Annotated in this window: 21 protein-coding genes; 5 read left to right on the top strand and 16 right to left on the bottom strand. The window is 67.3% G+C overall.

Annotated elements, in window-relative coordinates; all coding sequences use genetic code 11:
• The first annotated feature begins 8 nt into the window (after positions 1-8).
• Both JW364_RS17550 and JW364_RS17555 read left to right on the top strand, forming a co-directional pair.
• Complete coding sequence (locus JW364_RS17550) at positions 9-1,247, top strand: PLP-dependent aminotransferase family protein (protein ID WP_058249960.1); 1,239 nt, start codon at positions 9-11, stop codon at positions 1,245-1,247.
• On the top strand, positions 1,244-2,452 hold the full coding sequence (locus tag JW364_RS17555) for a M20 family metallopeptidase (RefSeq protein ID WP_058249839.1): 1,209 nt from the start codon (positions 1,244-1,246) through the stop codon (positions 2,450-2,452). The genes JW364_RS17550 and JW364_RS17555 overlap by 4 nt, the downstream gene beginning before the upstream one ends.
• Here JW364_RS17555 and JW364_RS17560 read toward each other — a convergent pair.
• The 4 genes from JW364_RS17560 to JW364_RS17575 all read right to left on the bottom strand — a co-directional run bounded on the left by JW364_RS17560 (position 2,449) and on the right by JW364_RS17575 (position 6,647).
• Positions 2,449-3,834 carry an MFS transporter gene (locus tag JW364_RS17560; RefSeq protein ID WP_058249838.1) on the bottom strand — a complete coding sequence of 462 codons (1,386 nt, stop codon included), beginning with the start codon at positions 3,832-3,834 and terminating at the stop codon, positions 2,449-2,451. The genes JW364_RS17555 and JW364_RS17560 overlap by 4 nt on opposite strands.
• A 74-nt stretch (positions 3,835-3,908) precedes the next feature.
• Entirely contained in the window at positions 3,909-4,697 is a 789-nt protein-coding gene (locus JW364_RS17565; protein ID WP_058249837.1) for a GntR family transcriptional regulator, read from the bottom strand.
• Positions 4,698-4,707: 10 nt separating this feature from the next.
• Positions 4,708-5,244, bottom strand: a complete 537-nt coding sequence (locus tag JW364_RS17570; RefSeq protein WP_058249836.1) for a DUF3830 family protein — start codon at positions 5,242-5,244, stop codon at positions 4,708-4,710.
• The gene (locus tag JW364_RS17575; protein WP_058249835.1) at positions 5,241-6,647 is read right to left on the bottom strand and encodes an amidase; all 1,407 of its coding nucleotides are present in this window, start codon (positions 6,645-6,647) and stop codon (positions 5,241-5,243) included. The genes JW364_RS17570 and JW364_RS17575 overlap by 4 nt, the downstream gene beginning before the upstream one ends.
• A 54-nt stretch (positions 6,648-6,701) precedes the next feature.
• Here JW364_RS17575 and JW364_RS17580 point away from each other — a divergent pair, with 54 nt between their 5' ends.
• The gene (locus JW364_RS17580; RefSeq protein ID WP_058249959.1) at positions 6,702-7,454 is read left to right on the top strand and encodes a maleate cis-trans isomerase; all 753 of its coding nucleotides are present in this window, start codon (positions 6,702-6,704) and stop codon (positions 7,452-7,454) included.
• A gap of 619 nt (positions 7,455-8,073) precedes the next feature.
• Here the strand turns inward: JW364_RS17580 and JW364_RS17585 are convergent.
• From JW364_RS17585 to JW364_RS17630, 10 genes are all read right to left on the bottom strand, one after another.
• Positions 8,074-9,003 (bottom strand): aminoglycoside phosphotransferase family protein, encoded by a 930-nt coding sequence (locus JW364_RS17585; RefSeq protein WP_058249834.1) that lies wholly within the window; start codon positions 9,001-9,003, stop codon positions 8,074-8,076.
• Positions 9,000-9,704: a response regulator gene (locus JW364_RS17590; RefSeq protein ID WP_058249833.1), complete on the bottom strand. Its 705-nt coding sequence runs from the start codon at positions 9,702-9,704 to the stop codon at positions 9,000-9,002. The genes JW364_RS17585 and JW364_RS17590 overlap by 4 nt, the downstream gene beginning before the upstream one ends.
• A complete protein-coding gene (locus JW364_RS17595; RefSeq protein WP_058249832.1) occupies positions 9,701-12,250 on the bottom strand; it encodes a sensor histidine kinase KdpD in 2,550 nt (849 codons plus the stop codon). Before JW364_RS17595 ends, JW364_RS17590 begins: the two co-directional genes overlap by 4 nt.
• A 19-nt stretch (positions 12,251-12,269) precedes the next feature.
• Complete coding sequence (locus tag JW364_RS17600) at positions 12,270-12,905, bottom strand: potassium-transporting ATPase subunit C (RefSeq protein ID WP_058249831.1); 636 nt, start codon at positions 12,903-12,905, stop codon at positions 12,270-12,272.
• A 4-nt stretch (positions 12,906-12,909) separates the two neighbouring features.
• Complete coding sequence (gene kdpB, locus JW364_RS17605; protein ID WP_205333913.1) at positions 12,910-15,036, bottom strand: potassium-transporting ATPase subunit KdpB; 2,127 nt, start codon at positions 15,034-15,036, stop codon at positions 12,910-12,912.
• A complete protein-coding gene (gene kdpA, locus JW364_RS17610) occupies positions 15,033-16,838 on the bottom strand; it encodes a potassium-transporting ATPase subunit KdpA (protein ID WP_058249829.1) in 1,806 nt (601 codons plus the stop codon). The genes kdpB and kdpA overlap by 4 nt, the downstream gene beginning before the upstream one ends.
• Before the next feature lie 4 nt (positions 16,839-16,842).
• On the bottom strand, positions 16,843-16,941 hold the full coding sequence (locus JW364_RS17615) for a potassium-transporting ATPase subunit F (RefSeq protein WP_058249828.1): 99 nt from the start codon (positions 16,939-16,941) through the stop codon (positions 16,843-16,845).
• 241 nt (positions 16,942-17,182) lie between these two features.
• The gene (locus JW364_RS17620; protein WP_058249827.1) at positions 17,183-17,578 is read right to left on the bottom strand and encodes a PPOX class F420-dependent oxidoreductase; all 396 of its coding nucleotides are present in this window, start codon (positions 17,576-17,578) and stop codon (positions 17,183-17,185) included.
• Positions 17,575-18,321, bottom strand: coding sequence for an Asp/Glu/hydantoin racemase (locus tag JW364_RS17625; protein WP_058249826.1), 747 nt, complete (start codon positions 18,319-18,321; stop codon positions 17,575-17,577). Before JW364_RS17625 ends, JW364_RS17620 begins: the two co-directional genes overlap by 4 nt.
• A gap of 29 nt (positions 18,322-18,350) precedes the next feature.
• Positions 18,351-18,956 carry a DNA-3-methyladenine glycosylase I gene (locus tag JW364_RS17630; RefSeq protein ID WP_058249825.1) on the bottom strand — a complete coding sequence of 202 codons (606 nt, stop codon included), beginning with the start codon at positions 18,954-18,956 and terminating at the stop codon, positions 18,351-18,353.
• Between the two features lie 255 nt (positions 18,957-19,211).
• On the opposite strand from JW364_RS17630, the gene sigK reads away from it, so the two are divergent.
• Together sigK and JW364_RS17640 are read left to right on the top strand one after the other, a co-directional pair.
• Entirely contained in the window at positions 19,212-19,766 is a 555-nt protein-coding gene (sigK, locus tag JW364_RS17635) for an ECF RNA polymerase sigma factor SigK (RefSeq protein ID WP_058249824.1), read from the top strand.
• A gap of 327 nt (positions 19,767-20,093) precedes the next feature.
• Positions 20,094-22,331 (top strand): NADP-dependent isocitrate dehydrogenase, encoded by a 2,238-nt coding sequence (locus tag JW364_RS17640; protein ID WP_058249823.1) that lies wholly within the window; start codon positions 20,094-20,096, stop codon positions 22,329-22,331.
• Positions 22,332-22,659: 328 nt separating this feature from the next.
• On the opposite strand, the gene JW364_RS17645 is transcribed toward JW364_RS17640, so the two are convergent.
• Both JW364_RS17645 and JW364_RS17650 read right to left on the bottom strand, forming a co-directional pair.
• Complete coding sequence (locus tag JW364_RS17645; RefSeq protein ID WP_205333914.1) at positions 22,660-23,607, bottom strand: adenylate/guanylate cyclase domain-containing protein; 948 nt, start codon at positions 23,605-23,607, stop codon at positions 22,660-22,662.
• A gap of 472 nt (positions 23,608-24,079) precedes the next feature.
• The gene (locus JW364_RS17650) at positions 24,080-24,616 is read right to left on the bottom strand and encodes a hypothetical protein (protein WP_280360181.1); all 537 of its coding nucleotides are present in this window, start codon (positions 24,614-24,616) and stop codon (positions 24,080-24,082) included.
• Between the last annotated feature and the right edge of the window lie 423 nt (positions 24,617-25,039).

A 25,039-nucleotide genomic window follows, 5' to 3' on the forward strand; every position in this document is an offset into this window, starting at 1 on the left:
TGAAGAAAGTGACCACAACCGAAACCGCCTACCAGAACCGGCATTCGGCACCGACACTGCCGTTGGCGGGCCGCGCCAAGGACCTCGTCGGTTCGATGATCGACTCGTCGACCTCGCTGCTCGCCGCGCAGTCCCACGACATCGTGCGGTTCGCGATGGGCTCCCCCGCGGACGAGGCCGTACCGGCCGACGAGTTCCGTCAGATCGCCGGTGAGATCCTCGATCACACCTCGTTCACCTACGGGGCCACGGAAGGCGAACCCCGGCTGCTGCAACTGCTCGTCGATTATCTCGCCACGACCCCCGACCCGTCGTCCCTCGACCGGTTGGTCATCACCACCGGCGGGATGCAGGGACTCGACCTCGCCTGCAAGCTGTTCGTCGATCCCGGGGACCTGGTCATCGTCGAATCCCCCACGTACACCAACGGCAGTGCGACCGCGCTGTCCTACGGCGCGCAGTTGCTCGAGGTTCCCGTCGACGACGACGGCATGCAGGTCGATCAGCTCGAGGCACTCGTCGCACGCACCCGTCAGACGCCGAAGGCGATCTACACGATCCCGACATTCCAGAATCCGTCCGGCGTCACCATGTCCGAGGAGCGCCGCCGCGAACTGCTGCGGCTGGCGCACACCTGGGGGTCGGTCATCATCGACGACGACCCGTACGGGCTGTTGCGATTCGCCGGCACCGACATCCCGACCTTCCAGACGCTCAGCCCCGGCGACCCGCTGATCTTCTCGGTGCGCACGTTCTCCAAGATCCTCGCGCCGGGCTGGCGTGTCGGCTGGGTCGACGCCGATCCCTCCCTACGCCAGCTGCTGATCAACGGCAAGCAGGCGATGGACACCTGCACCAACGTGCCCAACCAGCACATCGTCGCCGAGTACATCGCCCGCGGCGGACTCGAGGACCATCTCGCCGGGATTCGCCTGCTGTACCGCGAGCGCAAAGAGGCCATGCTCGACGCCATCAGACGTCACCTCGGCGATCGGGTGGTGACCACGGACCCCGAGGGCGGCTTCTTCCTGTGGGTCACGTTGCGCGACGAGTTCGCCGAGATCGACACGCGAGAACTCTTCGAGGTCGCGCTCGCGGACGGGGTGGCGTTCATTCCCGGCCCCGCGCTGTCGCCCGGTGGACGCTTCCGCAACTCGATGCGTCTCTGCTTCGCGTCGAGCACCCCGGAACGGATCGACGAGGGTGTCCGACGTCTCACGGCCAGTCTTGAGAAGATGGCCGGGTGAGTCGTGAACCAGACCTGACCGCCGCCGAGACCGCGGTGCTCGGCTTCATCGACGAGGCCGCGATCATCTCGCTCACCTCGGCACTGGTCGAGGCGCCCAGCGAGAACCCGGGCGGTACCGAGGAAGCCGCGGTCGACGTGCTCGAGAGTGCCTGCCGCGCGCTCGGTTTCGACGTCGTGACCCACGAAGTGGCACCGGGGCGGCCCAATCTCGTCGCCACCGTGCCTGCCGGCACCGGACCGGGACTGATGTTCCTCGGACATTCGGACGTGGTCCCGGCCGGTCCCGGTTGGTCAGCGGACCCGTACACGGTCCGCATCCGCGACGGCCGCATCTACGGCCGCGGTGCCACCGACATGAAAGGCGGACTCGCCGCCGTCGTCGCGGCGATGACCGCGCTACGCCGGGCCGCCGAGGTCGGGGTCGAACTCTCCGGACCGGTCCGCCTGGTGTGCACCGTCGACGAGGAGGAACACGGGACCGGGGTGCGGGACTTCGTGGGCCGCCCCGCCGACCTCGAGTTCCGCGGCTGCGTGGTCGCCGAACCCACCGACATGCAGGTGGTTCGGGGTTGCCGCGGTGCGTCGTACATCGAGATCGAGGTGACCGGTCGCGCGGCTCATTCCGGACGTCCCACCGATGGTCGCAGCGCCATCGACGCCGCGGCCGCCGTCGTCGACATCATCCGCGCCGACGGTGGACGGCTGGCCGAGACGGCCGACGACCTGCTCGGTCACGGCACCTGGAATGTCGGCACCATCACAGGCGGACAGGGCATCTCGGTGGTGGCACCGGGTTGTTCGCTCGGCATCGACCGGCGCCTGATGCCCGATGAGGACCCGCACCGGATCGCCGACGATCTGCGAAGAGCGATCAGCGACAGAGGAATCGACACCGACGGCATCAGCGTCGACGTCCGGGTGACCATGGAGATGCCCGGTTTCGCGACGGAAGCCACGCACCCGCTCGTCACCACAGCGGTCGGTGCGGTCACCGATGCCGGGGCGGACACCTCGGTCGGCGGCTGGACTGCCGCCTGCGACGGTGGCTTCGTCAGCCGCGACCTCGGTGTCCCGTCGATCGTTCTCGGTCCGGGCAACATCAACACCGACGCCCACCAACCGGACGAGTCGGTGGCCATCGCCGACCTGGTCATCGCGGCGAGAGCCTACGCCCTCGCCGCGATGCGGCTGCTGGGCCCCTAGTTCACCTTCTGCTTCTGCAGCGCCGTGAAATCGTTCTCGAGACTGGGGATCTCGGTACCGCGCAGCGAGGCACCGGCGGTCTCCTTGAGGAAGCAAAGGGCGACCATGCCGATGGCGCAGGCACCCATCATGTAGACCGCGGGGAACAGGTTCCAGTCGGTGCTCTCGACCACCGCATCGTTGACCAGCGGCGCGGTTCCGCCGAATGCCGCGGTCGCGACGTTGTAGGAGATCGCGAAACCGGCATAGCGGACCTGGGTCGGGAACATCGCCGGGAAGGTGGCCGAGATGGTCGCCAGCTGGGGGATGTACAGCACACCCAGGATGACGAATGCCACGATGGCCCAGGCGAATCCCTGCCCCATCAGCCAGTAGAGCGGCAGCGCGAGGACGAACAGGCCGATCAGCGAACCCCACCACATGGGTTTGCGGCCGGTCGAGTCCGACCACCATCCGAAGAACGGGATCAGCAGCATCATCACGAGCTGGCCGATGAGGTTGACGACGCTGGCCGAGGTCTCGGACAGATCGATGGTGTTCTGCAGGTAGGTCGGCTGGTAGGCCAGCAGGGTGTAGTTGGCCACGTTGAGCGCGATCACCAGACCGAACATGGTGATGATCGGACGCCGGTAGTTGACCAGCAGATCCTTGAACCGGGTCCAGGCCGAGCCCTTGATCTCGTTGTCCTGCTCGAGTTCCTGGAACACCGGCGTGTCTTCCATCTGCGACCGCAGGTACAGCCCGATCAGGCCCATCGGCAGCGCGAGCAGGAACGGGATGCGCCATCCCCACTGATCCATCTGGCTGTCGGACAACGCCAATTGCAGCAGGAGGACGAAGAGTGTGCCGCCGCAGAAACCGGCCAGGGTGCCGAATTCGAGGAACGAGCCGTACTTTCCGCGCTTGTTGTCGGGCGCGTACTCGGCCATGAACGTTGCGGCACCACCGTATTCGCCGCCGGTCGAGAAACCCTGGATGACACGGAGCAGGATGAGCAGGACGGGCGCCCAGAACCCGATCGACGCATGCGTCGGCAACAGGCCGATCAGTGCGGTCGCGCCGGAGATGAGCAGGATCGTCATCGCCAGAACCGATTTGCGGCCGATGCGGTCGCCGATCGGTCCCCAGACCATACCGCCGAGGGGCCGCAAGACGAAGGAGATCGCGAAACCCAGCATGGTGCCGACGGTTCCGAACTCCCCCGGGAAGAACGCCTGCGTCAGGTAGACCGAGGCCGCGGCGTAGACGCCGTAGTCATACCACTCGGTCGCGTTGCCGATCGCCGAGGCGCCGATGGCCTTGCGGAGAAGTCTCTTGCCCTCTGGTGAGTTCGGGTCTGGTGCGAGCTGCTCGTAACTGTCTGCTGTCGTCGTGTCGCTCATCTGCGCTTCCTGAGTCGTGGGGCCGCTGAGGTCGATCTCGTAGCTGCGATCGGTGGACCCGGGGCCGCGGGCGATCAGCCCCTCGCCACCTGCAGGTTCACGGCGTCCTCGCCGTTCCCGAGCAGGCGACGCAACCCGTCGGCCATGTGCTCGATCATCAGAGCATCGGCCGCCGCGGCGTCTCCCGCGGCAATGGCGTCCACCAACGCCTGGTGTTCGTCGATCCGGTCCTTTCCCGAGGAGTACGTCCCTCGCATGGCTCGCAGACACATTCGCGTCTCCACGAGGATCGTCTCGTGCAACCGCGAAAGTCGTTGACTTCCAGCATATTCCACCAAGGTCTGGTGAAAGGCCATGTCGGCCTCGGCCATCCCCGCACCGTTCGGCTCGTCGACGAAGACGCGCATCGCGTCGACCGCGCCGCCCAGTGCCTCCACCGCCTCCCGCTCGCGGTGCGCGATCACCTGTTGCACAGCAGCGCGTTCCACCGCAGTGCGCGCGACGTACATGTCCCGGATGTCGTCCTCTTCCATCGAGACGACGAACAAGCCGCGGTTACGGTGGCTGACCAGCAGTCCTTCCGCGGTCAGGCGCTGCATGGCCTCGCGCAGCGGACCACGACTGACGCCCAGATCGGCCGCCAGCCCCGACTCCGTCAACTGCGAGCCGGGCGCGAAGTCCCCGTTTGCGATCGCATCGTGCAACTTACGCGCGATGATCGCCGGTGTCGATTCCTGAACCAGCGGCGACAGCACCCGCCGACGTGGCGATTTGTCCTGTTTCGCCTGGTCGACGACGGTTCGATTCGTCCCCGGGTCCTGTGGACCCGGCGTCTTCGCCCCCACCTTCATGGTCACCGTCATTCCCTCTTTCTTACCGTGAATGGCGCGCGTAAGTCAGTGTTTCCCCGCGCGCGCCGCCCATCCAGACGTCATTGCAGGCTGCGGCGAAGTCGTCCAGACCCTCGATGATCGTGGCGAACACATTGCCCGGCACCCATCCGACGTCACCGTTGACCAGCAGATTGTTGCGGCCGTAGAACACTGCGAGGTCGATGAGGAGCCGGTGCTCGGCGGGGGCCGAGCCGAGCTCGTAGCCATACGCCGGGTTCTCGAGCACCCCGTCGAAGGTGAAGTAACACAGGTCGCCCGGGATGGGCGTGATGGTGGTGTTCTCCATGCCCGGTTCGGTCGCGGAGAAGGCCGGCAGTAGGGTGTAGATCTCGTTGCGGGCGAACTTTCCGTGAAACACCTGACCGCCCAGCGGCAATGCGTCCCAGACCGCAGCCGCGGTGCGAGGCGCCTCGGCATCGAGCATCCGGGCGACCGCCGTGACCCCGCGCTTCTCCAATGTCACGGTGATGAACCGGTCAAGTCGGGCCGCGGGGCCGGTTCGCTGTTCGTCGGTCACGCGCGGTCTCCCAACATCGTGAAGCCGGCGGCCGCCTCGTACGCTGCCGCGACGCGCAACACCGTCGCGTCGTGATGCCGGGCGCCGACGAACTGTGCGCCGGTCGGCAGACCATCGGCGAATCCACTCGGCACGGTGATCGCCGGCTGACCGGTGAGATTGAACGGGTAGCTGTAGGGGGTCCAGGATGTCCAGTCGGGCGACCCCGCCCCGTCCGGGACGATACGACCGGCCTCGAATGCCACCGTCGGCATCGACGGCGTCAGCAGGACGTCGAATTCCTCATGGAGCAGGCTCATCTGGGTACCCATCTCCATCCGTAGCGCGGTTGCGCTGACGAAATCGGTTGCAGTGAAACCGGAATGCCGTTCCACCGCGTCGATCAGCAGCGGGTCCACGTGTTCGGCCGCGTGCGGTCCGAGCCCGCGGACGACGACGTCGGCACCCGCGAACCAGATGACGTGGTAGGCCCAGGCCGGGTCCTCCCATCCGAGATCGACCTTCTCCACGGTCGCCCCGAGCTGTTCCAGTACCGACGCCACCCGGTCGGTGTTGGCCTGTACGCCTGGGTCGTTGGTGCCGAAGCCGAGATCGGCGCTGTAGCCGACACGCAGATCGGCGAGGTCGCGAACGTCGGCGACCGCGGTGACCGCACTGGTTGTCGGCAACGGCAGTGCGGACCAGTCACGGGGATCGAACCCGCTCAGGACATCCAGCAGCGCAGCGCAATCCGACACCGTCCGCGTCATCGGACCGACGTGGGCCACCGGCGCGAACGGGCTCGGCGGATACATGGGCACCCGGCCGAGTGTCGGCTTGAACCCGACGACGCCGCAGTAGGCGGCCGGTATCCGGATGGAACCGCCACCATCGGTGCCGACCGACAGCGGACCCAAGCCGGCCGCGAGCGCCGCGGCACTGCCTCCGCTCGACCCGCCCGACGTACGCGAGGTGTCCCACGGATTGCGGGTGACGCCCGTGCGCGGACTGTCGGTGACGCCTTTCCATCCGAATTCCGGTGTGGTGACCTTTCCGAGCAGGACCGCACCTGCCTCGCGCAGACGTGCCACCGCGGGAGCGTCGATGTCCCACACCATCTGATCGGGCTCGATCATCAGCGAGCCGCGCAACGTCGGCCATCCGGCGGTCAGCAGCAGGTCCTTGATCGAGACCGGAACCCCGTCGAGCGGGCCGAGGGGTGTCCCGGCGGCGAATCGCTCAGTGGACTCCCGGGCCTCGGCGCACGTGCGTTCGCGGTCGATGAGGCAGAACGCATTGATGGACGGATCGACGTCATAGATGGCGTCGAGCAGTTCCGCCGCCACCGAATCCGGCGTCAGCTCGCCGGTACGGTAGGCCTCGGCCAGTTCCGTGGCGCTGAGCCACCGCGTGGCGTCCGTCATGCGCCCCCTCGGGAGATTGGTAGATTGTTGACAATCTACCTTGGAGGTGTGGGCGTGACAACCACCGTCGCAATGCTCTATCCCGGCCACGCAGCCGAGGACGACTTCGAACTGATCGAGGCGGCGATCGGCACTGCCGAGCCCCACTCCGAGGTCCGATTGCCGGTCGTGATCACCGAGGTGGACTCCGACGACCACACCGTCGAGGCCATGGCTGCGGTCGGCGAGCAGGACCGCCTCTTCGACGGCCTGCGGCGAGCGCAGGCCCACCACCCATCGGCGGTGATGTGGGCGTGCACCTCGGGCAGCTTCGTCTACGGTTTCGACGGTGCCCGACGCCAGGCCGCCGATGTCGCCGAAAAGTCCGGCCGTCCGGCGTCGTCGACGTCACTGGCCTTCGCCGCGGCCTGCCGGCATCTCGGTCTGTCACGGGTCGCGATCGCCGCCACCTATCCGGAACCACTGGCGAGTCGCTTCACCGGGTTTCTCGCCGACGCGGGTGTCGAGGTGGTGGCCCTGCGCGCCAACGACATCGGGACGGCGACCGAGGCAGGCATGTTCGACGGCGACGGATTGTTCGACATGCTGTCGGCCGCCGATTCCGGCTCGGCACAAGCAATCCTGGTCCCCGACACCGCATTGCACACCGCGATGTGGGTCGTCGACCTCGAAGCCAAGTTCCGCAAACCCGTGCTGACCGCGAATCAGGTCACCGCGTGGGAGGGGCTCCGACTCACCGGGCTCACGGTCGACGCTCCCGGACTCGGGAGCTTGTTCACCTCTCCGCCCGGCCCACCCCCTGGTTGAGGGGTGTCCCCACCCGCTGGTTGAGGGGTGTCCCCACCCGCTGGTTGAGAGGCGTCCCCACCCGCTGGTTGAGCCGGCCCCGAGCGGAGCGAGGCGCCGTGTCGAAACCACTCACCAGTCTCGTCAGAGTGTGTCCCCCACCCGCTGGTTGAGGGGCGCCCCCACCCGCTGGTTGAGCCGGCCCCGAGCGGAGCGAGGCGCCGAGTCGAAACCACCTGGTAACCAGGCAAACCCGTAACGACCTCAGCCCTCAACCGACCAACCCGAAAGCGCCGCAAATGTGTACGTCGAGTCAATGTCTTCGCGGAGGCGTAGCCCGACAAGCTGGCGTGTCACGCCGGCAGCGAAATCCAGAGACAGTCCGGAATGACGCCGGCCTGATTGTCGGTAGTTGAGTTTCTCGGGTCACCAGGTGGTTTCGACACGGCGACTCGCCTAGCGGCTCGTTGCCGGCTCAACCAGCGGAGGGGGTGCCGGCTCAACCAGCGGAGGGGGGTGCCGCCTCAACCAGCGGAGGGGGGTGCCGGCTCAACCAGCGAGACGTGCCGGCTCAACCAGCGGAGGGAGGGCTCCTCGACCTCGACGCGCTGTCAACGAGAATCGGCGCACGGTCGACGGATCAGTCGATCACCGCTTTCGCGACGGTGATGCAGGTGGTGATCCACTCTCGGTCGGCCGGTCGGAGCGGGCGCGACGCGCGGTCGGCGTCCTCGATCGCCCAGTGCGCGTTGAGGATCATCCGGACGATGACCCAGTCGCGGGCCCGGTCCGGATTGAGGTCCGCCGCATCGGTGATGGTGTAGAAGCGGCGGCGGATGTCGTACCGAACGTCGGATACGCGCGGGCCGAGGCGATTCCACAGCATGGGGGCGAGTTCGTAGTGCGCATCCCCCGACATCGGGCTCGGGTCGATGGCGACCCAGCGGCCGTCGGCATCGGCGAGGACGTTCTCGTGGTGCAGGTCGCCGTGCACGATGACACCCACCGTGGCCGTGTCGGCCAGGAAGTCTCGGCCGACCGACAGCGCCTGCTCGACGAACCGTCGCGGTACCGGGGCGTCCCGCGGGATGCCGGCCAGGCTGTCGAGCCAGCGCTCGAGGTGGGTGGTGAGGAGCGCCAGCCGCCCCGGCGCGGGGACGTGCAACCGGCCGTAGAGCCCGGCGACCACCCGGCATGCTTCGTCATCGTCGACGGTGGTCAGATCGCGTCGCGTCAGTCGTTCGAGGAGGATCGCGCGACGACGCGGATCGGCGCGCAACATGCTTACCGCTCCGCGACCGTGCCAATGTTGCAGTCCCAGTGCCTCTTGCGCGCCTTCGTCGTCACCGTCGAAGGCCACCTTGAGGATTGCCCGCGCACCCTGCCGGTCGAGCACGGGAACGACGAGTGACTCGAACCCGTGCCACAACTCGTCGCCGTCACGACGCAATCCCCACTCGTCCAGGAGCGCCGAGACCGCGCCCGGTAGACGCGACAGCCAGTCCACCCACAGCGGACCGAGCGCGGCCTGCTCCGACAGACCGACCGGGATCTCCGACGCCGTGATCACGGTGCGCCACGGACGAACCGGTAGCCCATTCCGGCCTCGGTCAGGAGGTGCCGCGGGTGCGCCGGGTCCTCCTCGAGTTTGCGTCGAAGACTCGCCAGGTAGACGCGCAGGTAGTTGCTCTGCCCCAGGTACCCCGGGCCCCACACCGTGGTCAGGATGTCACTCTGCGACACCAGTTTTCCCTCGTGACGCACCAGCATCTCCAGGATGCCCCACTCGGTCGGCGTCAGGTGGACCGGAACCTCCCCGCGCGTCACCTGTTTGGCGGCCAGATCCACGACGAAGGCACCCGCGTCCACGACCGGTGCTTTCGACGTCGCGTTCGACACGGCTCCGCGCCGTAGCGCAGCTCGCAGCCGGGCCAGGAACTCCTCCATGCCAAAAGGTTTGGTGACGTAGTCGTCGGCCCCCGAGTCCAGCGCGACGACCTTGTCGGCAGCGTCGGTGCGCGCCGACAGGACGATGACGGGCACCGTCGTCCATCCGCGCAGTCCCTCGAGAACCGTCAGACCGTCGATGTCGGGCAGGCCGAGATCGAGCACCACGACGTGCGGGTTCTCCCGCGCGGCCGCCGTCAGCGCCGCGGCCCCGGTGGCCGCGGTCGTCACCGCGAAGCCACGCGCGTTGAGGTTGATCCGTAAGGCTCGCAACAACTGCGGTTCGTCGTCGACGACCAGGACCCGCGTCTTCTCGGCGCTCATCGAGTCGGCCCTTCGGTCTCGGCGTGCGTATCCTCGTCGGTCGCGGGCAGGTCGACGACCATGGTGGCGCCACCGCCCGGCGTGTCCTCGACGCTCAGCACGCCCCCGATTGCCGTGACGAATCCCCGCGCCACCGACAGCCCCAGGCCCACCCCCGACGACGCGCCGCTGGTGTCGCCATTCTGATGGAAGGGTACGAAGATCTGGTCTCGATCCACCATCGGGAGACCGGTTCCGTGGTCGACGACCCGGATCACGCATCGCGGCGGGTCGGCGGGGGTCAACCGGGCGGTGATCTCGAACTGCCCGCCGCCGTGTCGGCGCGCGTTGTCGATGAGGTTCGCCAGCGCACGCTCCAGCAGTCCGGGATCGGTATACGCCCAGGCATGTTCGAGATCGAAGACCGGGCCCGGTTGCCGGTCGGGTCGCCCCGCCGTCACCGCGGCGCGATGCACGACCTCGGGGAGGAAGGTCCGCTGCCGCTGCGGCCGGACCGCCCCTGCCGCGAGCCGCGAGGAGTCCAGCAGGTTCCCCACCAGCGAGGTGAGGTGGTCGACCGACTCGTCGACGGTCGCCAGCAGTTCCGCGGTGTCTTCGGCGCTGAAGGTGACGTCGTCACTGCGCAGGCTCGACACCGCCGCCTTCGCCGCGGCCAACGGTGTCCGCAGGTCGTGTCCGACCGCCGACAGCAGGGCCCGCCGTAGCTCGTCGGTGCGCGCGAGCGCGTCGGCCGTCGCCGCCTCGGCTTCGAGGGCGTGACGCTGCACGGCGCCCGCCGCCTGCCCGGCCACGGCCGACAGGACGCGACGATCCCGCGCCCCGAGCTTCGGCCCGCGCAGGAGCAGTTCGAACTCGTCACCCGGCACGACGCAGACGGTGTCGGCGTCCTCCGGGGTCGTCGGCGGTGAGTCGCCCACCGCGGCCTCGACCGTCCGGCCGACCCGCGAGGTCCGCCGTACCACCGACACGGCCGACTGATCGTAGGTCTCCCGGAACCGATCCAGCAGCACCGGGACGTCGGCGCCGCCGAGCACGACGCTGGAGAACAGCGCGAGCAGTTCGGCCTCGCGGGCGGCGTCCTGCGCCTGTGCACGTCGAACGGTCGCCGAATCCACCAGCACGGCAACCGCTATCGCGATCAACAGCATGACCAGGATGGTGATCAGATTGTCGGGCTGGCTGATCGTGAACGTGAACCTGGGATCGGTGAAGAAGTAGTTCAGCAGAAGGCCGGAGATGACCGCCGACAACGCGGCCGGCAGGATGCCACCGAGCATCGACACCGCCAGCACCGCAACGAAGTACAGCGCCGATTGGCTGGCGAAACCGAGCCACGGGTCGAGCAGCTGGAGCACCCCGGTGACGGCGGCCGGGACCAGCACCGCGAAGACCCAGCTCAACGGCCGGTGGAAGCGGGTGTCCCGGATGTCTAGTCGGGACCGCCGGGTCGTCTCGTCGTGGGTCACCATGTGCACGTCGATGCGGCCGCTCTCGCTCACCACGGCGGCGCCGACGCCTTCGTCGAAGATCCGCTGCCATCGCGGTCGGCGCGAGGTGCCGAGTACGAGCTGGGTGGCGTTGACGCCACGTGCGAAGTCCAGCAGCGTGTCCGGGATGTCGTCGCCGACGACGGTGTGGATTCGCGCCCCGAATCCCGTCGCGAGTTCCTTGAGCGCGGCGAGGTCCACGCCCGCACCGGTCAGCCCGTCGCCCCTGACCACATGGACGGCCAGCAGTTCGGCGCTCGACCGCGATGCGATCCGGCTCGCGCGGCGGAGCAGGGTCGGCGATTCGGCGCCACCGGTGACGGCCACCACGACCCGTTCACGCGCTTCCCAGGTCTCGGTGATGGAGCGCGCCGCACGATAATCCGCAAGCTTGTCGTCGACCTGGTCGGCGAGCCACAACAGCGCGAGCTCGCGCAGCGCGGTGAGATTGCCCTGCCGGAAGTAGTTGGCCAGGGCACCGTCGACCCGCCCGTTCGGATAGACCTTGCCCGCGGACAGGCGCTGGCGCAACGCTTGCGGATCGATGTCGACGAGTTCGATCTCATCGGCACCGCGCACGATGTCGTCGGGCACGGTCTCCCGTTGGACCACTCCGGTGATCTGGGCGACGACGTCGTTCAGACTCTCCAGATGCTGGATGTTGATCGTCGAGTAGACGTCGAACCCCGCGGCGAGCAACTCCTCGATGTCCTCCCACCGCTTGCGGTTTCGGAGCCCGGGGACATTCGTGTGGGCGAGCTCGTCGACCAGCACCACCTGCGGCCGGCGAGCCAGCACCGCCTCGAGATCCATGTCCTCCAGCGGTGTCCCGCGGTAGGGCCGTCTGGTGCGCGGGACGACCTCCACACCTTCCGCGAGAGCGGCAGTCGCGACCCGACCGTGGGATTCGACGACCCCGATCACGACGTCCACACCCTCGTCGACAAGGGTTCTGGCCTGCGCGAGCATCTCGTAGGTCTTGCCGACGCCGGGCGCACAACCGAGGAACACCCGCAGCTTGCCGCGACCATCGTGGTGCCCGGTCACCGCTGATGTCATCGACCGAGTCTAACCGCGCTCACGGGGCGCGACAGCCGGGCGGCGCGTGCCCCAACGCGAGGTTCACCTCGAGGACGTTCACGCGGGGCTCACCGAGGAATCCGAACTGTCTGCCCTCGGTGTGCGCGTCGATGACCGCCTCGATCTCCGCGGGTGACCGACGGTTCTCGCGCGCGAGCCGGGCGACCTGTAGCCCGGCATAGGCGGGACTGATGTGCGGGTCGAGACCCGACCCCGACCCGGTCACCGCGTCGGCGGGCACCTGAGCGGGGGTCACTCCCTCCCGTTCGGCGATCAGCGCACGACGCGCGGTGACGTTGGTCAGCAGGACCTCGCTGTTGGGCCCCTGATTGGTCGCCGCGGACGCCGACGGATCGCCGGTCGCCATCGGCTCACCCGGGGCGCCCACGACCCGCGCATGCAGGTACGGATCGGGCGCACCCGCTTCGACCTGCGGGTCGACACCGACCAGCGTCGAGCCGACCGCACATCCCGCGGTATCGAACACCCGCGAGCCCTCCGCCCCGTCGGTGTTCACCCGCGAGATCGCCCACACGGCAGCGGGATAGACGAGACCGAGGATGATCGTGAGACCGAGGATCATGCCCGCGGCGGCGACGCATTGCCGGACGAAGCCGGACCAGACTGTGTTCATGACGTCATCCCATTCCCGGAAGAAGACGAACGAGGAGATCGATCAGCCAGATACCGATGAACGGCGTGACCACCCCACCGATTCCATAGACGAGTAGGTTGCGGCCCAACAACTTCGACGCCGAGTCCGGCCGGTAGCGCACGCCGCGCAACGACAGCGGGATGAGCGCCACGATGATCAGTGCGTTGAAGATCACCGCGGACACGATCGCCGACTGCGCCGAATGCAGGCCCATGATGTTCAGGGCGTCGAGTTGCGGATAGACGGCGGTGAACATCGCGGGCAGGATCGCGAAGTACTTCGCGAGGTCGTTGGCGAGCGAGAACGTCGCCAGGGCACCTTGGGTGATCAGCAACTGCTTGCCGATGCCGACGACCTCGATGAGTTTCGTCGGGTCGGAGTCGAGATCCACCATGTTGCCGGCTTCCTTGGCCGCCGATGTCCCGGTGTTCATCGCGAGGCCCACGTCGGCCTGCGCCAGAGCGGGTGCGTCGTTGGTGCCGTCGCCGGTCATCGCGACGAGGCGCCCGGCGGCCTGCTCGGAGCGGATGAGATCCAGCTTCTGCTCGGGTGTGGCCTCGGCGACGAAGTCGTCGACACCGGCCTCGGTCGCGATGGCCCGGGCGGTGAGCGGGTTGTCGCCGGTGACCATCACGGTGCGGATGCCCATCGCGCGCAGCTGCGCGAACCGTGCCGTCATGCCCGGTTTCACCACGTCGGACAACGCGATCACACCCATGACCCGGGCCGGTTGCCCGTGGGTGCGAACCCCGACCACGAGCGGTGTACCGCCCGCCGACGAGACCCGCTCCACATCGGCGGCGACGGTGTCGTCGACGGTGCCCTCGCCGGCGGCGACCCATCGGGCGACCGCATCGGCGGCGCCCTTGCGGTACTCGACGAGTGCACCACCGTCGTCGGAATCCACGCCGCTCATCCGCGTCTGCGCGGTGAACGGGATGGTCGTGTCGGCCCCGCCGTCCGTCGTGACGCCGTACGCGGACCGGCAGAGCTCGACGATGCTGCGGCCCTCGGGTGTGTCGTCGGCGAGGCTGCACCGACAGGCGACACGCGCCAGTTCGTCGACGGACACTCCCGGTGCCGGGTTCAGGTCGGTGGCGCGGCGGTTGCCGTAGGTGATCGTCCCGGTCTTGTCCATCAGCAGCGTGTCGATGTCACCGGCCGCCTCGACCGCGCGTCCCGACATGGCCAGGACGTTGCGCTGCACCAGCCGATCCATGCCGGCGATGCCGATCGAGCTGAGCAGGGCGCCGATGGTCGTCGGTATGAGGCACACCAGCAGCGCGATCAATTTCACCGGATCGGGCGACTGCCCGGCGTACTCCTGCATCGGCCCGACGGCGACGACCGCGAGCAGGAAGATCACCGTCAGGCTCGTCAGCAGGATGTCCAGCGCGATCTCATTGGGGGTCTTCTTTCGGGCGGCGCCTTCGACGAGCGCGATCATCCGGTCGACGAAGGTCTCCCCCGGCGCCGTGGTGATCCGGACGACGATGCGGTCGGAGAGCACCACGGTTCCGCCGGTGACCGCCGAGCGATCGCCACCGGATTCGCGGACGACCGGCGCCGACTCACCGGTGATCGCCGACTCGTCCACGGTGGCGATCCCGTCGACGACGTCGCCGTCACCGGCGATGATCTCGCCGGTCTCGACCACGACGAGGTCCCCGATCCGCAGTTCGCTGCCGGCCACCTCCTGGGTCGCCCCGACCCCGGCGACGTCGTCGTCGGCGATGAGCCGACGGGCGACCGTGTCCCGCTTCACCTTTCGTAGACTGTCGGCCTGCGCCCGGCCACGTCCCTCGGCGACGGCTTCGGCGAGGTTGGCGAACAGCACGGTGAACCACAGCCAGGCGGCGACGGTCCAGCTGAACCAGGATGGCCGCAGCATCGCGAGCAGGGTGGTGACGACGGCTCCGAGGAACACGACGAACATCACCGGGTTCCGGGCCTGATCGCGCGGGCTGAGCTTCCGCAGTGCCAGCGGCATCGACGTCACCAGCGAACGCACGTCGAAGGCGCCGCGCGACACCAGCGTCGGCTCGGGGTCGGTGGGATCCACGACGCCCGTCTTGTCAGGATCGTCGGTGGTGACGAGTTGTGTGGTCACAGCAGTGCCTCGGCAATCGGTCCCAGCGCCATGGCCGGGAAGAAGGTGAGACCGGCGACGAGCACGATGGTCGCGGTCAGAAGGAATCCGAACAGGAGTCCGGAGGTGGGCAGGGTCGAACGCGTATCCGCCGCAACGTCATCGGTGGCGGTGTCGGCAGGGACGGTGAGAACCGCGGTCGACGCGCCGCCGACTCGGTCCCCGGTGGCGGCCGACGGTCGCGCGGGGTCCCCGGACCGGGCGTCACCGCCGCGCGGCGTCTGCCGGGCGAGCAGCCCGGCCAGCGCGAGCACCAGCACGATGGGCAGGAAACGGCCCAAGAGCATGGCCATGCCGAGCGAGGCCTGGAACCAGTCACCGGTCACCGTGAGTCCGCCGAACGCACTGCCGTTGTTGTTCGCCGCCGATGCGTATGCGTACAGGACTTCGGTGAACCCGTGGATCGAGCCCGGAGTGCCCGGCTCTCCGCTGTTGCCCTGCGCCTGCGTCGTCGATCCCAGGATCATGGAGATCCCGGTGCCGATCAACACGAGCGCCGGCATCACCAGCACGTACAGCGCGGCCATGGTGATCTCGTGCTGTCCGATGCGTTTACCGAGGAACGTGGGCGAGCGCCCGACGAGCAGACCACCGATGAAGACGGTGATCATCGCCATCACGAGGATGCCGTACAGACCCGATCCCACACCGCCGGGTGCGACCTCACCGAGCAGCATGTTCCACAGGACGGCGCCGCCGCCGACCGCCGAGAAACTGTCGTGCGCGGAGTTCACCGCGCCGGTCGACGTGCCGGTGGTCGACACCGCGAACAGCGCCGATCCGGGGATGCCGAACCGGACCTCCTTGCCTTCCATCATCGCCCCGGCGGCCGCGGAAGCGCCTCCGGCGGTGCGGCTCTCGAAGATCCACACGAGCGTGAGCATCAGCGACCAGATCGCGGCCATCACGCCGAGCAGCGTCAGTCCCTGCCGGCGGTCGCCGACCATCCTTCCGTAGGTGCGCGTCAGGCAGACCGGAATCAACAGGAGTGCGGCGATCTCCAGCAGGTTCGACAGCGGCGTCGGGTTGGAGAACGGGTGTGCCGAGTTCGCCGACAGTGTCCCGCCACCGTTGGTGCCGAGTTCCTTGATGGCCTCCTGCGAGGCGAACGGGCCGAGCATGCTCCGCGCATCGGCACCGTCGAGGGTCGTCCAGCCGAACCCGGTGTGCCAGGACTGCACCAGCCCCTGGGTGATCAGCAGTGTCGCGAGGACGAGGCTGAGCGGCAACAGGATTCGGACCGATCCGCGCACCAGGTCCACCCAGAAGTTCCCGATCTCGCCGGTTCCGCGGCGGCTCACGATCCCGCGGATGACCGCGATGGCGACCGCCAGTCCCACCGCCGCGGACACGAAGTTCTGGACGGCGAGGCCGAGCATCTGTGTCAGGTTGCTCATCACGACTTCGGGCGAGAAGGACTGCCAGTTGGTGTTGCTGACGAAAGAGATGGCGGTGTTGAACGCCATCGACGGGGCCACACCGGACTTGCCGTCGGACCACGGCAACTCCCCTTGCAGACGCTGCAACAGGTAGACGACGAGGAACGAGATCAGCGAAAAGGCCAGCACCGCAAGGGCGTAACCCACCCAGGTCTGCTGGCGGCGGAGGTCCACCCGCGCCATCCGGTAGAGGACGCGCTCGACGAGAAGGTCCTTCTCACCGGTGTAGACGCGTGCCATGTGATCGCCCAGAGGGACGTAGGCGACGGCGAGGATGACGACCAGCGCGGCCACCTGCAGCAGTCCCGCAACAGTTGTGTTCACGGCGTCAGAACCTCTCCGGGAACACCAGCGCGACGAGCAGGAACACCACGGTCGCGGCGGCGAAAGCCAGCAGCACGACGTTGGTCACCCCGTCGGCGGTCACGATCTGGTCCGCACATCGAGGGCCCGCACCGCCAGCACACACAGGGCGAACCCTGCGAGGGCCAGCAGCACGTACACGAGATCCGCCACGCAGTCACTCTCCGATCACATCGACGTCCACCACTCGGTGGCCACGTCGAAGAATCACGCAGCCCGACGGGCCGCGAAAGAGCTCTTAACGCATTCCATACGCGGTTCGCGTCATTGTTGACGCCGCGTTGACATCCGCGCGCTTCTGACCTTTACGCCGTAGGCGTGATGACGATCCCCACGCTGCCGTGATCGCCCCGGCGGAGCTTGCTGCCGAGCATGGTGATCTTGCCGAGGAGTCCGTACTTGTCGGTGATGGCCTTCTTGACGCGACCGCTGTCCGCGGCGTCGAGCACCTCGGCGGTACCGCTGACCGGTGCGCCGAAAGTCTTGTGGCCCCGGACGTCACAGGCCTGCACGACGATGAGCGGATCGCGTCGCAGACGCTTGACCTTCCACGAATCCGCGACGGTCCACATGACGAGTTGGTCGCCGTCGAGCGCCGCCCACAGCGGCGAGGTCACCGCAGTGCCGTCCTTGCGGTAGGTCGTCAGATTCACGTACTTGGCGGTGCCTGCTTCGCCGAATGTCGCCGCGCTCGAGGTCATGCGGCAATGCTACGGGCAAACAGTGTCTGCGCATGGCCTTCCGACGAGCCGTCGGGCCCGTTGATCTCACCGAGAACCCCGGCGTCGCACAGGGTCGCCCAGGCGGTGACCTGGTTCGCCGACAGGACGGGCTTGCCGAGTTCGGCTTCGAGCCCGGCGAGGATGTCGTAGGTCCACAGGTTCGTGCAGGACACGAAGATCGCGTCGGCGTCGGGGTGGTCCGCGGCGCGTATGAGGTCCGCGGTCACGTGGTACGGAATGGTCCAGATCTCGGAGTTCCGCCCGAGTCCCGCCTGGGCGACGACGCTCCGGCCGGACTCGGCGAGGAAATCGCACAGCAGGCCGGTGAGGGACGCGGTGTACGGCGTGGCGACCGAGAGCGTACCGACGTTCAGCGCATCGAGGGCGCGGATCAGGGCCTCGGACGTCGTCACCGCCCGGTCGGCGCCGGCCGCGACCATGCAGTTCGAGATCTCGAGCGCGCCGGCCATCCCGTAGACGAAGCTGCCCGACGCGCAGGCGTAACCGAAGGAACGCGGACCGACCGACGAGACGGCGCGCACGGCGGCGGCGATCTCGGCGTGGTTGTTGAGGTCGCGGCACAGTTCCACGTCCACCGGCGCGTCGATGAAACCGGTGCGGGTGAAGTACAGCGACACCGAATCCGGCATCCACCGCCACAGCTCACGATCGAGAGCCATGTCGAACGGGCACACCATCCCGATGCCGATTTGGGCCGTCATGCAGGGATGATGGCACATTGTCGGATTGTCTACAATTTGTGCGGCCTCGCCTTGCGCAGCGCCGCTTCCACGTCCTCGCGGATCACGCAGCCGTACGCGTGGTCGTTGACCATTCCCGTTGCCTGCATGAGGGCGAACATCGTGGTCGGACCGACGAACCGCCAGCCGCGCTTCTTCAGGTCCTTGGACAGAGCGAGCGACTCGGGCGAGGTCGTCATCGAACCGGGTACGTGGTCCCCGGCGGGGGCATAGTTCCAGAAATAGGACTCCAGCGACCCCTGCTCGTCGATCAATTCGACGGCCCGGCGAGCATTGTTGATCGATGCCTCGATCTTGCCGCGGTGTCGGATGATGCCGGCGTCGGCGAGCAGCCTGGCGACGTCGGCCTCGGTGAAGCGTGCCACGCGTTCGATGTCGAACCCCGCGAACGCCGCACGGAAGTTCTCCCGCTTGATCAGGATCGTCCGCCAGCTCAGACCCGACTGGAAGCCCTCGAGGCAGACACGCTCGAACAGCGCCGTGTCACCGGCGATCGGGAACCCCCACTCCGTGTCGTGATAGGTGGTCTCCGGTTCGCGCGCCGCCCACAGGCAACGTGCACGACCGTCGGCGATCGTTGTGGTGTCGTCAGGCATCCACGCTCCTCTCGTGGCGAGCAGGCTACTCCGCGGCGCCGACATCCCAGCTCATCGGCGGTTCGGAGGGTAGGAGCGCCGCCGTTATCTCCCCGTTACCAAGTATTGCGAAAGCGTCCCGTTGTGTGTCGCGATGATCACTTTGCGCAGCGCGGGGCCTAGCGTTGGACACATCGCAACTCGGCCACCCGGCGCAGTGCCGCCCGACGTGAGCCCCGAGAGCGGGACAATCCATCTGCGGCAAGGAGCTTCGTGATGAAAGACACCGAACTGAGCACTCTCCTCGCCCGGGTGGCCACCGGCGACATGGACGCGTTCGCGCAGTTCTACGACGCGACGTGTGACCGGGTCTACGGCATGACGCTGCGTGTCCTCCGCGATCCGGGCTACAGCGAGGAGGCCACCCAGGAGACGTTCCTGGCGGTCTGGCGCAATGCTGACGCCTACGATCCCGCGTCCGGCTCCGCACTGTCATGGATTCTCACGCTCGCACATCGGCGCGCGGTCGATCGCGTGCGATCGGAGTCGGCGGCGACCCGCCGGACAGTGGCCTACGGCATCGCCGACACCGGCCGCGAGGTCGACGAGGTCAGCGAATCGGTGGAGCGACGCGAGATCGCCCGCCTGATCCACACCGGCCTGGAAACCCTCACCCCGCTGCAGCGCCAGGCGATCGAGCTCGCCTACTTCCATGGGCTCACCTACCGCGAGGTCGCCGAACATCTCGACGTCGCCCTGCCGACCGTCAAGTCCCGCATCCGGGACGGCCTGATCAGGCTCCGGCAGACCGTGCCGGTTCGCGTCGCCTGACACCACCCGCGCCAAGCCCCACCGTCCCGACCGACCCCGCTCGACGGCGATCACCCGCCAACCGAGTGGGGTCGACTCATGTCGGCACCCGGGCGAACCATCTGTGGCGTCGACCACACAAATTTTGGGACGCAGGCCAGGTCACAGCCGTTACCACCTGGCGTTCGACGCGAATCCACCGACCACGTCTCCCGCCGCCCGGCCCGGACAGGCAAAATCATGGGTGGATGTCACGCGAGTCCATCCCCGTCGTGATATCGGTAAAACCGGACCCACAAGGCCGAACACACAAACGCGTCGACCAAGACAGAATCGAGAACACATCGCATGAGTGCCGAACAGCCGACCATCATCTATACGCTGACCGACGAGGCACCCATGCTCGCCACTCACGCGTTTCTGCCGGTCGTGCGCACGTTCGCCGGAGCGGCCGGGATCGCCGTCGAGACCAGCGACATCTCCGTCGCGGCTCGCATCCTCGCCGAGTTCTCCGACCTCCTGCCCGATGACCAGAAGGTCACCGACAACCTGGGCGAGCTCGGCAAGCTGACCCAGAAGTCCGACACCAACATCATCAAGCTCCCCAACATCTCCGCGTCGGTCCCCCAGCTGCTCGCCGCCATCAAGGAGCTCCAGGGCAAGGGTTACGACCTGCCCGACTTCCCGGGCAACCCGAAGACCGACGAGGAGCGCGCGATTCGCGACCGGTACACCAAGTGCCTCGGTAGCGCCGTGAACCCCGTTCTGCGCGAAGGCAACTCGGACCGTCGAGCACCGAAGGCGGTCAAGGAGTACGCGAAGAAGCACCCGCACAGCATGGGTGAGTGGTCGATGGCTTCGCGCACCCACGTCGCCCACATGCGCGAAGGCGACTTCTACCACGGTGAGAAGTCGATGACCGTCTCCGGCGACCGCAAGGTCAAGATGGAGCTGATCACCGACTCCGGCGAGACCCTCGTGCTCAAGCCCGAGGTCACGCTGACCGACGGTGACGTCATCGACAGCATGTTCATGAGCAAGAAAGCCCTGATCAAGTTCTACGAGGAACAGATCGACGACGCATACAAGACCGGCGTGATGTTCTCGCTGCACGTCAAGGCCACCATGATGCGGGTCTCGCACCCGATCGTCTTCGGGCACGCGGTCAAGGTCTTCTACCGCGAGGCCTTCGAGAAGCACGGCGAACTCTTCGACGAGCTCGGCGTCAACGTCAACAACGGGCTGTCGGATCTCTACAGCAAGATCGAGTCGCTGCCCAGCGCGCAGCGCGAGGAGATCATCGACGACCTGCACAAGTGCCACGAGCATCGCCCCGAGCTGGCGATGGTCGACTCGGCCCGCGGCATCACCAACTTCCACTCCCCCAGCGACGTCATCGTCGACGCCTCGATGCCGGCCATGATCCGCGCGGGCGGCAAGATGTACGGCGCCGACGGCCGGCTCAAGGACACCAAGGCCGTCAACCCGGAGTCGACCTTCTCCCGCATCTACCAGGAGATGATCAACTTCTGTAAGACCAACGGACAGTTCGATCCCACGACGATGGGCACGGTGCCCAACGTCGGTCTGATGGCGCAGAAGGCCGAGGAGTACGGCTCGCACGACAAGACCTTCGAGGTCCCCGCGGGCGGCACCGCCAACATCACCGATCTGGAGACCGGCGAGGTGCTGCTCACCCAGACCGTCGAAGAGGGCGACATCTGGCGTCTGTGCATCGTCAAGGACGCGCCCATCCAGGACTGGATCAAGCTGGCCGTGAACCGGTGCCGCGATTCCGGGATGCCGGTGCTCTTCTGGCTCGACCCGTACCGCCCGCATGAGAACGAGCTGATCAAGAAGGTCCACAAGTACCTGCCGGATCACGACACCGAGGGCCTCGACATCCAGATCATGTCGCAGGTCCGCGCCATGCGGTACACCCTCGAGCGCGTCGTCCGCGGCCTGGACACCATCTCGGCGACGGGCAACATCCTGCGCGACTACCTGACCGACCTGTTCCCGATCCTGGAACTCGGCACCAGCGCCAAGATGCTGTCGATCGTCCCGCTGATGGCCGGCGGCGGACTCTACGAGACCGGCGCGGGCGGTTCTGCGCCGAAGCACGTCAAGCAGCTCATCGAGGAGAACCACCTCCGCTGGGACTCGCTCGGCGAGTTCCTCGCGCTCGCGGTGAGCCTCGAGGACGTGGGCAAGAAGTTCGACGACAAGCGCGCCGTTCTCCTCGCGAAGGCCCTCGACACCGCCACCGGCAAGCTGCTCGAGAACGACAAGGGACCGTCGCGCAAGACCGGCGAACTCGACAACCGCGGCAGCCAGTTCTACCTGGCGCTCTACTGGGCGCAGGAACTCGCCGCGCAGACCGAGGACGACGAGCTCGCGAAGCACTTCTCGTCGCTGGCCGAAACCCTCGCGGCCAACGAGGACAAGATCGTCGAGGAGCTCAACGCGGTGCAGGGCGAGCAGGTCGACATCGGCGGCTACTACTACCCCGACTGGGACAAGACCGCCGCCGTCATGCGTCCGAGCACGACGTTCAACGAGGCGCTCGCCGCCGCGCAGCGCTGACTGGAAGCCGGCGTGGGTCTCGAGTGAGACCCACGCCGACTCGTCAGACCCATTCGAACTGGATCAGACGCTGGCCGCAGATGCCCGTCGCGTCAACAACATTCGGCCCGTGGAGTAGTGCGTGCGATCGACAAGATCCTCGAGGGGCGGGAGCCGCAGCTGGGGTTGACCAGTCGTGCGGTGGTCACGGCCCGTCGTGCGCCCATCGTGCGTGTCGGCGGGCACAGGCAACGCGTCTATCGGGCCCGTAAAGTCGGCGCGGCCGCACGTAGTCCTCTCGATCTCTTCGGCGTACACACACCCTGCTAGCAAACAGGTCGAGGATCGGTCAGTCGGAGTAGCGGGGCACGACGGCGAACACCTCGATGTCGCGCGGTACCCCCTTGGCGCGGAATCGCCGACGACGAGTGGCGTACCGATCAGCGCCGGCGGCCTCGACGGTCGCTCCGCTGGCCAACAGCTCACCGGCTCCCGCCGCTGCCGCGACCCGAGCGGCGACGTTCACATCGACACCGAGGAAATCGTCACCGACCGCCCGCGGTTCGCCGGTGTGGAGACCGGCTCGCAGCTGTGGCCGGTAGTCCCCGACCGTCAGGGCACTCACGGCGACAATCACCTCGTGACCGGCCTCGATCGCTTCGACACCGTCGATGAACACGGCCATCGTCCCGTCGCCGAGATGTTTGACGATGCGTCCGCCGCGGCTGCGCACGATGTTCTCGGTGACGCCGTTGACGTCGCGCAGGAGTTGGAGGACCTGGTCGTCTCCGGCATGCAGGGCCCACGTCGAGAATCCGACGAGATCGGTGACCAAGATGGTGGCGGGGACTGGGGTGCGTTCGGATCGACGACGTCGTGTGGTCACCAACGCCTGCCACACCTGGATCGATGCGAGGCCGAGCTCTCGTATGGCACTGGGTTTCTCGGGCCGGGACTCGCTGATGAGGCGGGCCACGCGGTCGGATGCACGCGGCCCGGTGATCGGGTTCTCGTCGTGCGGGATCAGATCTCGTGCGGCGCGAGCCGCCTTGACGACCCCGGCCCTGGAGTCGGTGCGGGCCAGCAGGTCGGCCATCCGGCGCCCGGGTCCGGGACGGTCGGGATCGTCGCGTCGGACGGGAAGCCGGTCGCCCCGACGACGGGTCGACCCACCGGTCCTATCGTTCGCTGCGGAGGGCCCGTCCGGGCCGTCCGCGGCGGATGTCGCATCGTCCTCGGTCGGACCGGGATCCGGGAGACCGTCGCGGTCACGTGTCGAATCGTCGGCTCCGGTCACGCCTTGAGTCTAGTGGCCCCGCTCATCGCGAGACCGACACCGCCGCGGCCTCGGTGACACCGTTCCAAACGCTGAACAAGCCACACAACGCCGACCCACGTCGCACTGCGACGGGGCCCGATGTGACGACTGATGACGTCGACAGTCGCGAACATCGACAAGGTGATCCAGACGCAGAACAACACAAACAACGCGAAACCGATATAGAACGGCCAGTTGTCCGCGCGGCAATCAGCAGCGCATTCGGATAGTCCGGCCGTGGCCACCAGCACATCCACCATCTAATCGCCGCGGGCAGCCCTACCCGACGGCCTCGTCGAGGAGGACGACCGTGTCGACGAGCGCACCGCCTGCACACGGATCATGCCATCGAAATTCACTCATCCATCATTACGGTCGGCCCTCACAGGCGGGTCGTCATTAGTTCGAGTGGCGCTGTACGAACTACGCGAAGCGTGCTGCACCCGTTCGATCAGAATGGGGCGGCGGAAATGTAGAGCCATGTGCTGCGGTCACCCGCCTGGGGGTCGAACCAGACGGTGAGATGACCGCCCCACTCCCCCGCTGACGCCGGGTCGTTGTAGTCGCCAGCCGGCCGGCCACATGCCATCAGAGTCGGTGAGGGCGGCGGGCCGTGCCTCGACGGTGAGCGCATCGACGCCATATTCGGCGGATCGGTGGTCGCACAGTGCAGCCGTGACTGCCGAATGATCCTGTCGCGCAACATCGCACCGTCCGCTTTCACGACGACGTAAGCACTCGGTTTGCCTTGCAACTGCGATGTCACTTCCCCGTAGTTGATGGCGCTGTCGTTCAGGTGAACACCCATGGCTTCGGCGATCCGTTCAGCCCCGTCGGCGTCTTCTGTGACCGACACCTTGGACAGGCTGTCCTCGAACCACGACGAGCGAAGAGTGAGCCAACCAGCGGCACCGATGAGCACGATCGCGGCGGCGAAGGCGGTGATGATTCCACCGAGCACCCAGAAAAACAACACCTTGGTACGCACTCATCAACTGTGGCACGCCTACATCTGCCCGCCATCACCTGCACGCGCTGGCCGCGGCGACGCACCGCGTCTGAGCAGGTCGGGATTGACGACTCGGATGGCCTGGACGAAGGCAACGACGAGCGCTCCGTAGCTGCACACCGAGTACGGCCGGGGGCTGTGGGTGCTCATTGTGATTCGGGGGTCGTCTCGAATCCAGTAGGTGCAGCGCACGCCGAGGGGAAGGAGCTCGAATCGGTGAGACCAGTCGAGGCTGGGATGGAATGTGCTCACCACGTCTGGAGGCGGCGGTGGTATGAGCCTCCCCAGTTTGAGTGGACACCGAGATAGTGGGGCCAGGGGTCCTGCTGGAAGGATGTCGACATGTCCAGGAGGCGGTCGTTTACGCCGGAGTACAAGGCTCAGGCTGCTCGTCGGGTGATT

Source organism: Gordonia sp. BP-119, from assembly GCF_016924115.1.
In the GTDB taxonomy this organism is placed as follows: Bacteria; Actinomycetota; Actinomycetes; order Mycobacteriales; family Mycobacteriaceae; genus Gordonia; species Gordonia hongkongensis.

Coding starts and splice junctions, on each gene's coding strand:
- JW364_RS17560 (WP_058249838.1), bottom strand. CDS start 3,834: ATGAGCGACACGACGACAGCAGACAGTTACGAGCAGCTCGCACCAGAC.
- JW364_RS17565 (WP_058249837.1), bottom strand. CDS start 4,697: ATGACGGTGACCATGAAGGTGGGGGCGAAGACGCCGGGTCCACAGGAC.
- JW364_RS17575 (WP_058249835.1), bottom strand. CDS start 6,647: ATGACGGACGCCACGCGGTGGCTCAGCGCCACGGAACTGGCCGAGGCC.
- JW364_RS17590 (WP_058249833.1), bottom strand. CDS start 9,704: ATGAGCGCCGAGAAGACGCGGGTCCTGGTCGTCGACGACGAACCGCAG.
- JW364_RS17595 (WP_058249832.1), bottom strand. CDS start 12,250: ATGACATCAGCGGTGACCGGGCACCACGATGGTCGCGGCAAGCTGCGG.
- JW364_RS17600 (WP_058249831.1), bottom strand. CDS start 12,905: ATGAACACAGTCTGGTCCGGCTTCGTCCGGCAATGCGTCGCCGCCGCG.
- JW364_RS17620 (WP_058249827.1), bottom strand. CDS start 17,578: ATGACCTCGAGCGCGGCGACATTCGGCGAAGCAGGCACCGCCAAGTAC.
- JW364_RS17625 (WP_058249826.1), bottom strand. CDS start 18,321: ATGACGGCCCAAATCGGCATCGGGATGGTGTGCCCGTTCGACATGGCT.
- JW364_RS17630 (WP_058249825.1), bottom strand. CDS start 18,956: ATGCCTGACGACACCACAACGATCGCCGACGGTCGTGCACGTTGCCTG.
- sigK (WP_058249824.1), top strand. CDS start 19,212: ATGAAAGACACCGAACTGAGCACTCTCCTCGCCCGGGTGGCCACCGGC.
- JW364_RS17640 (WP_058249823.1), top strand. CDS start 20,094: ATGAGTGCCGAACAGCCGACCATCATCTATACGCTGACCGACGAGGCA.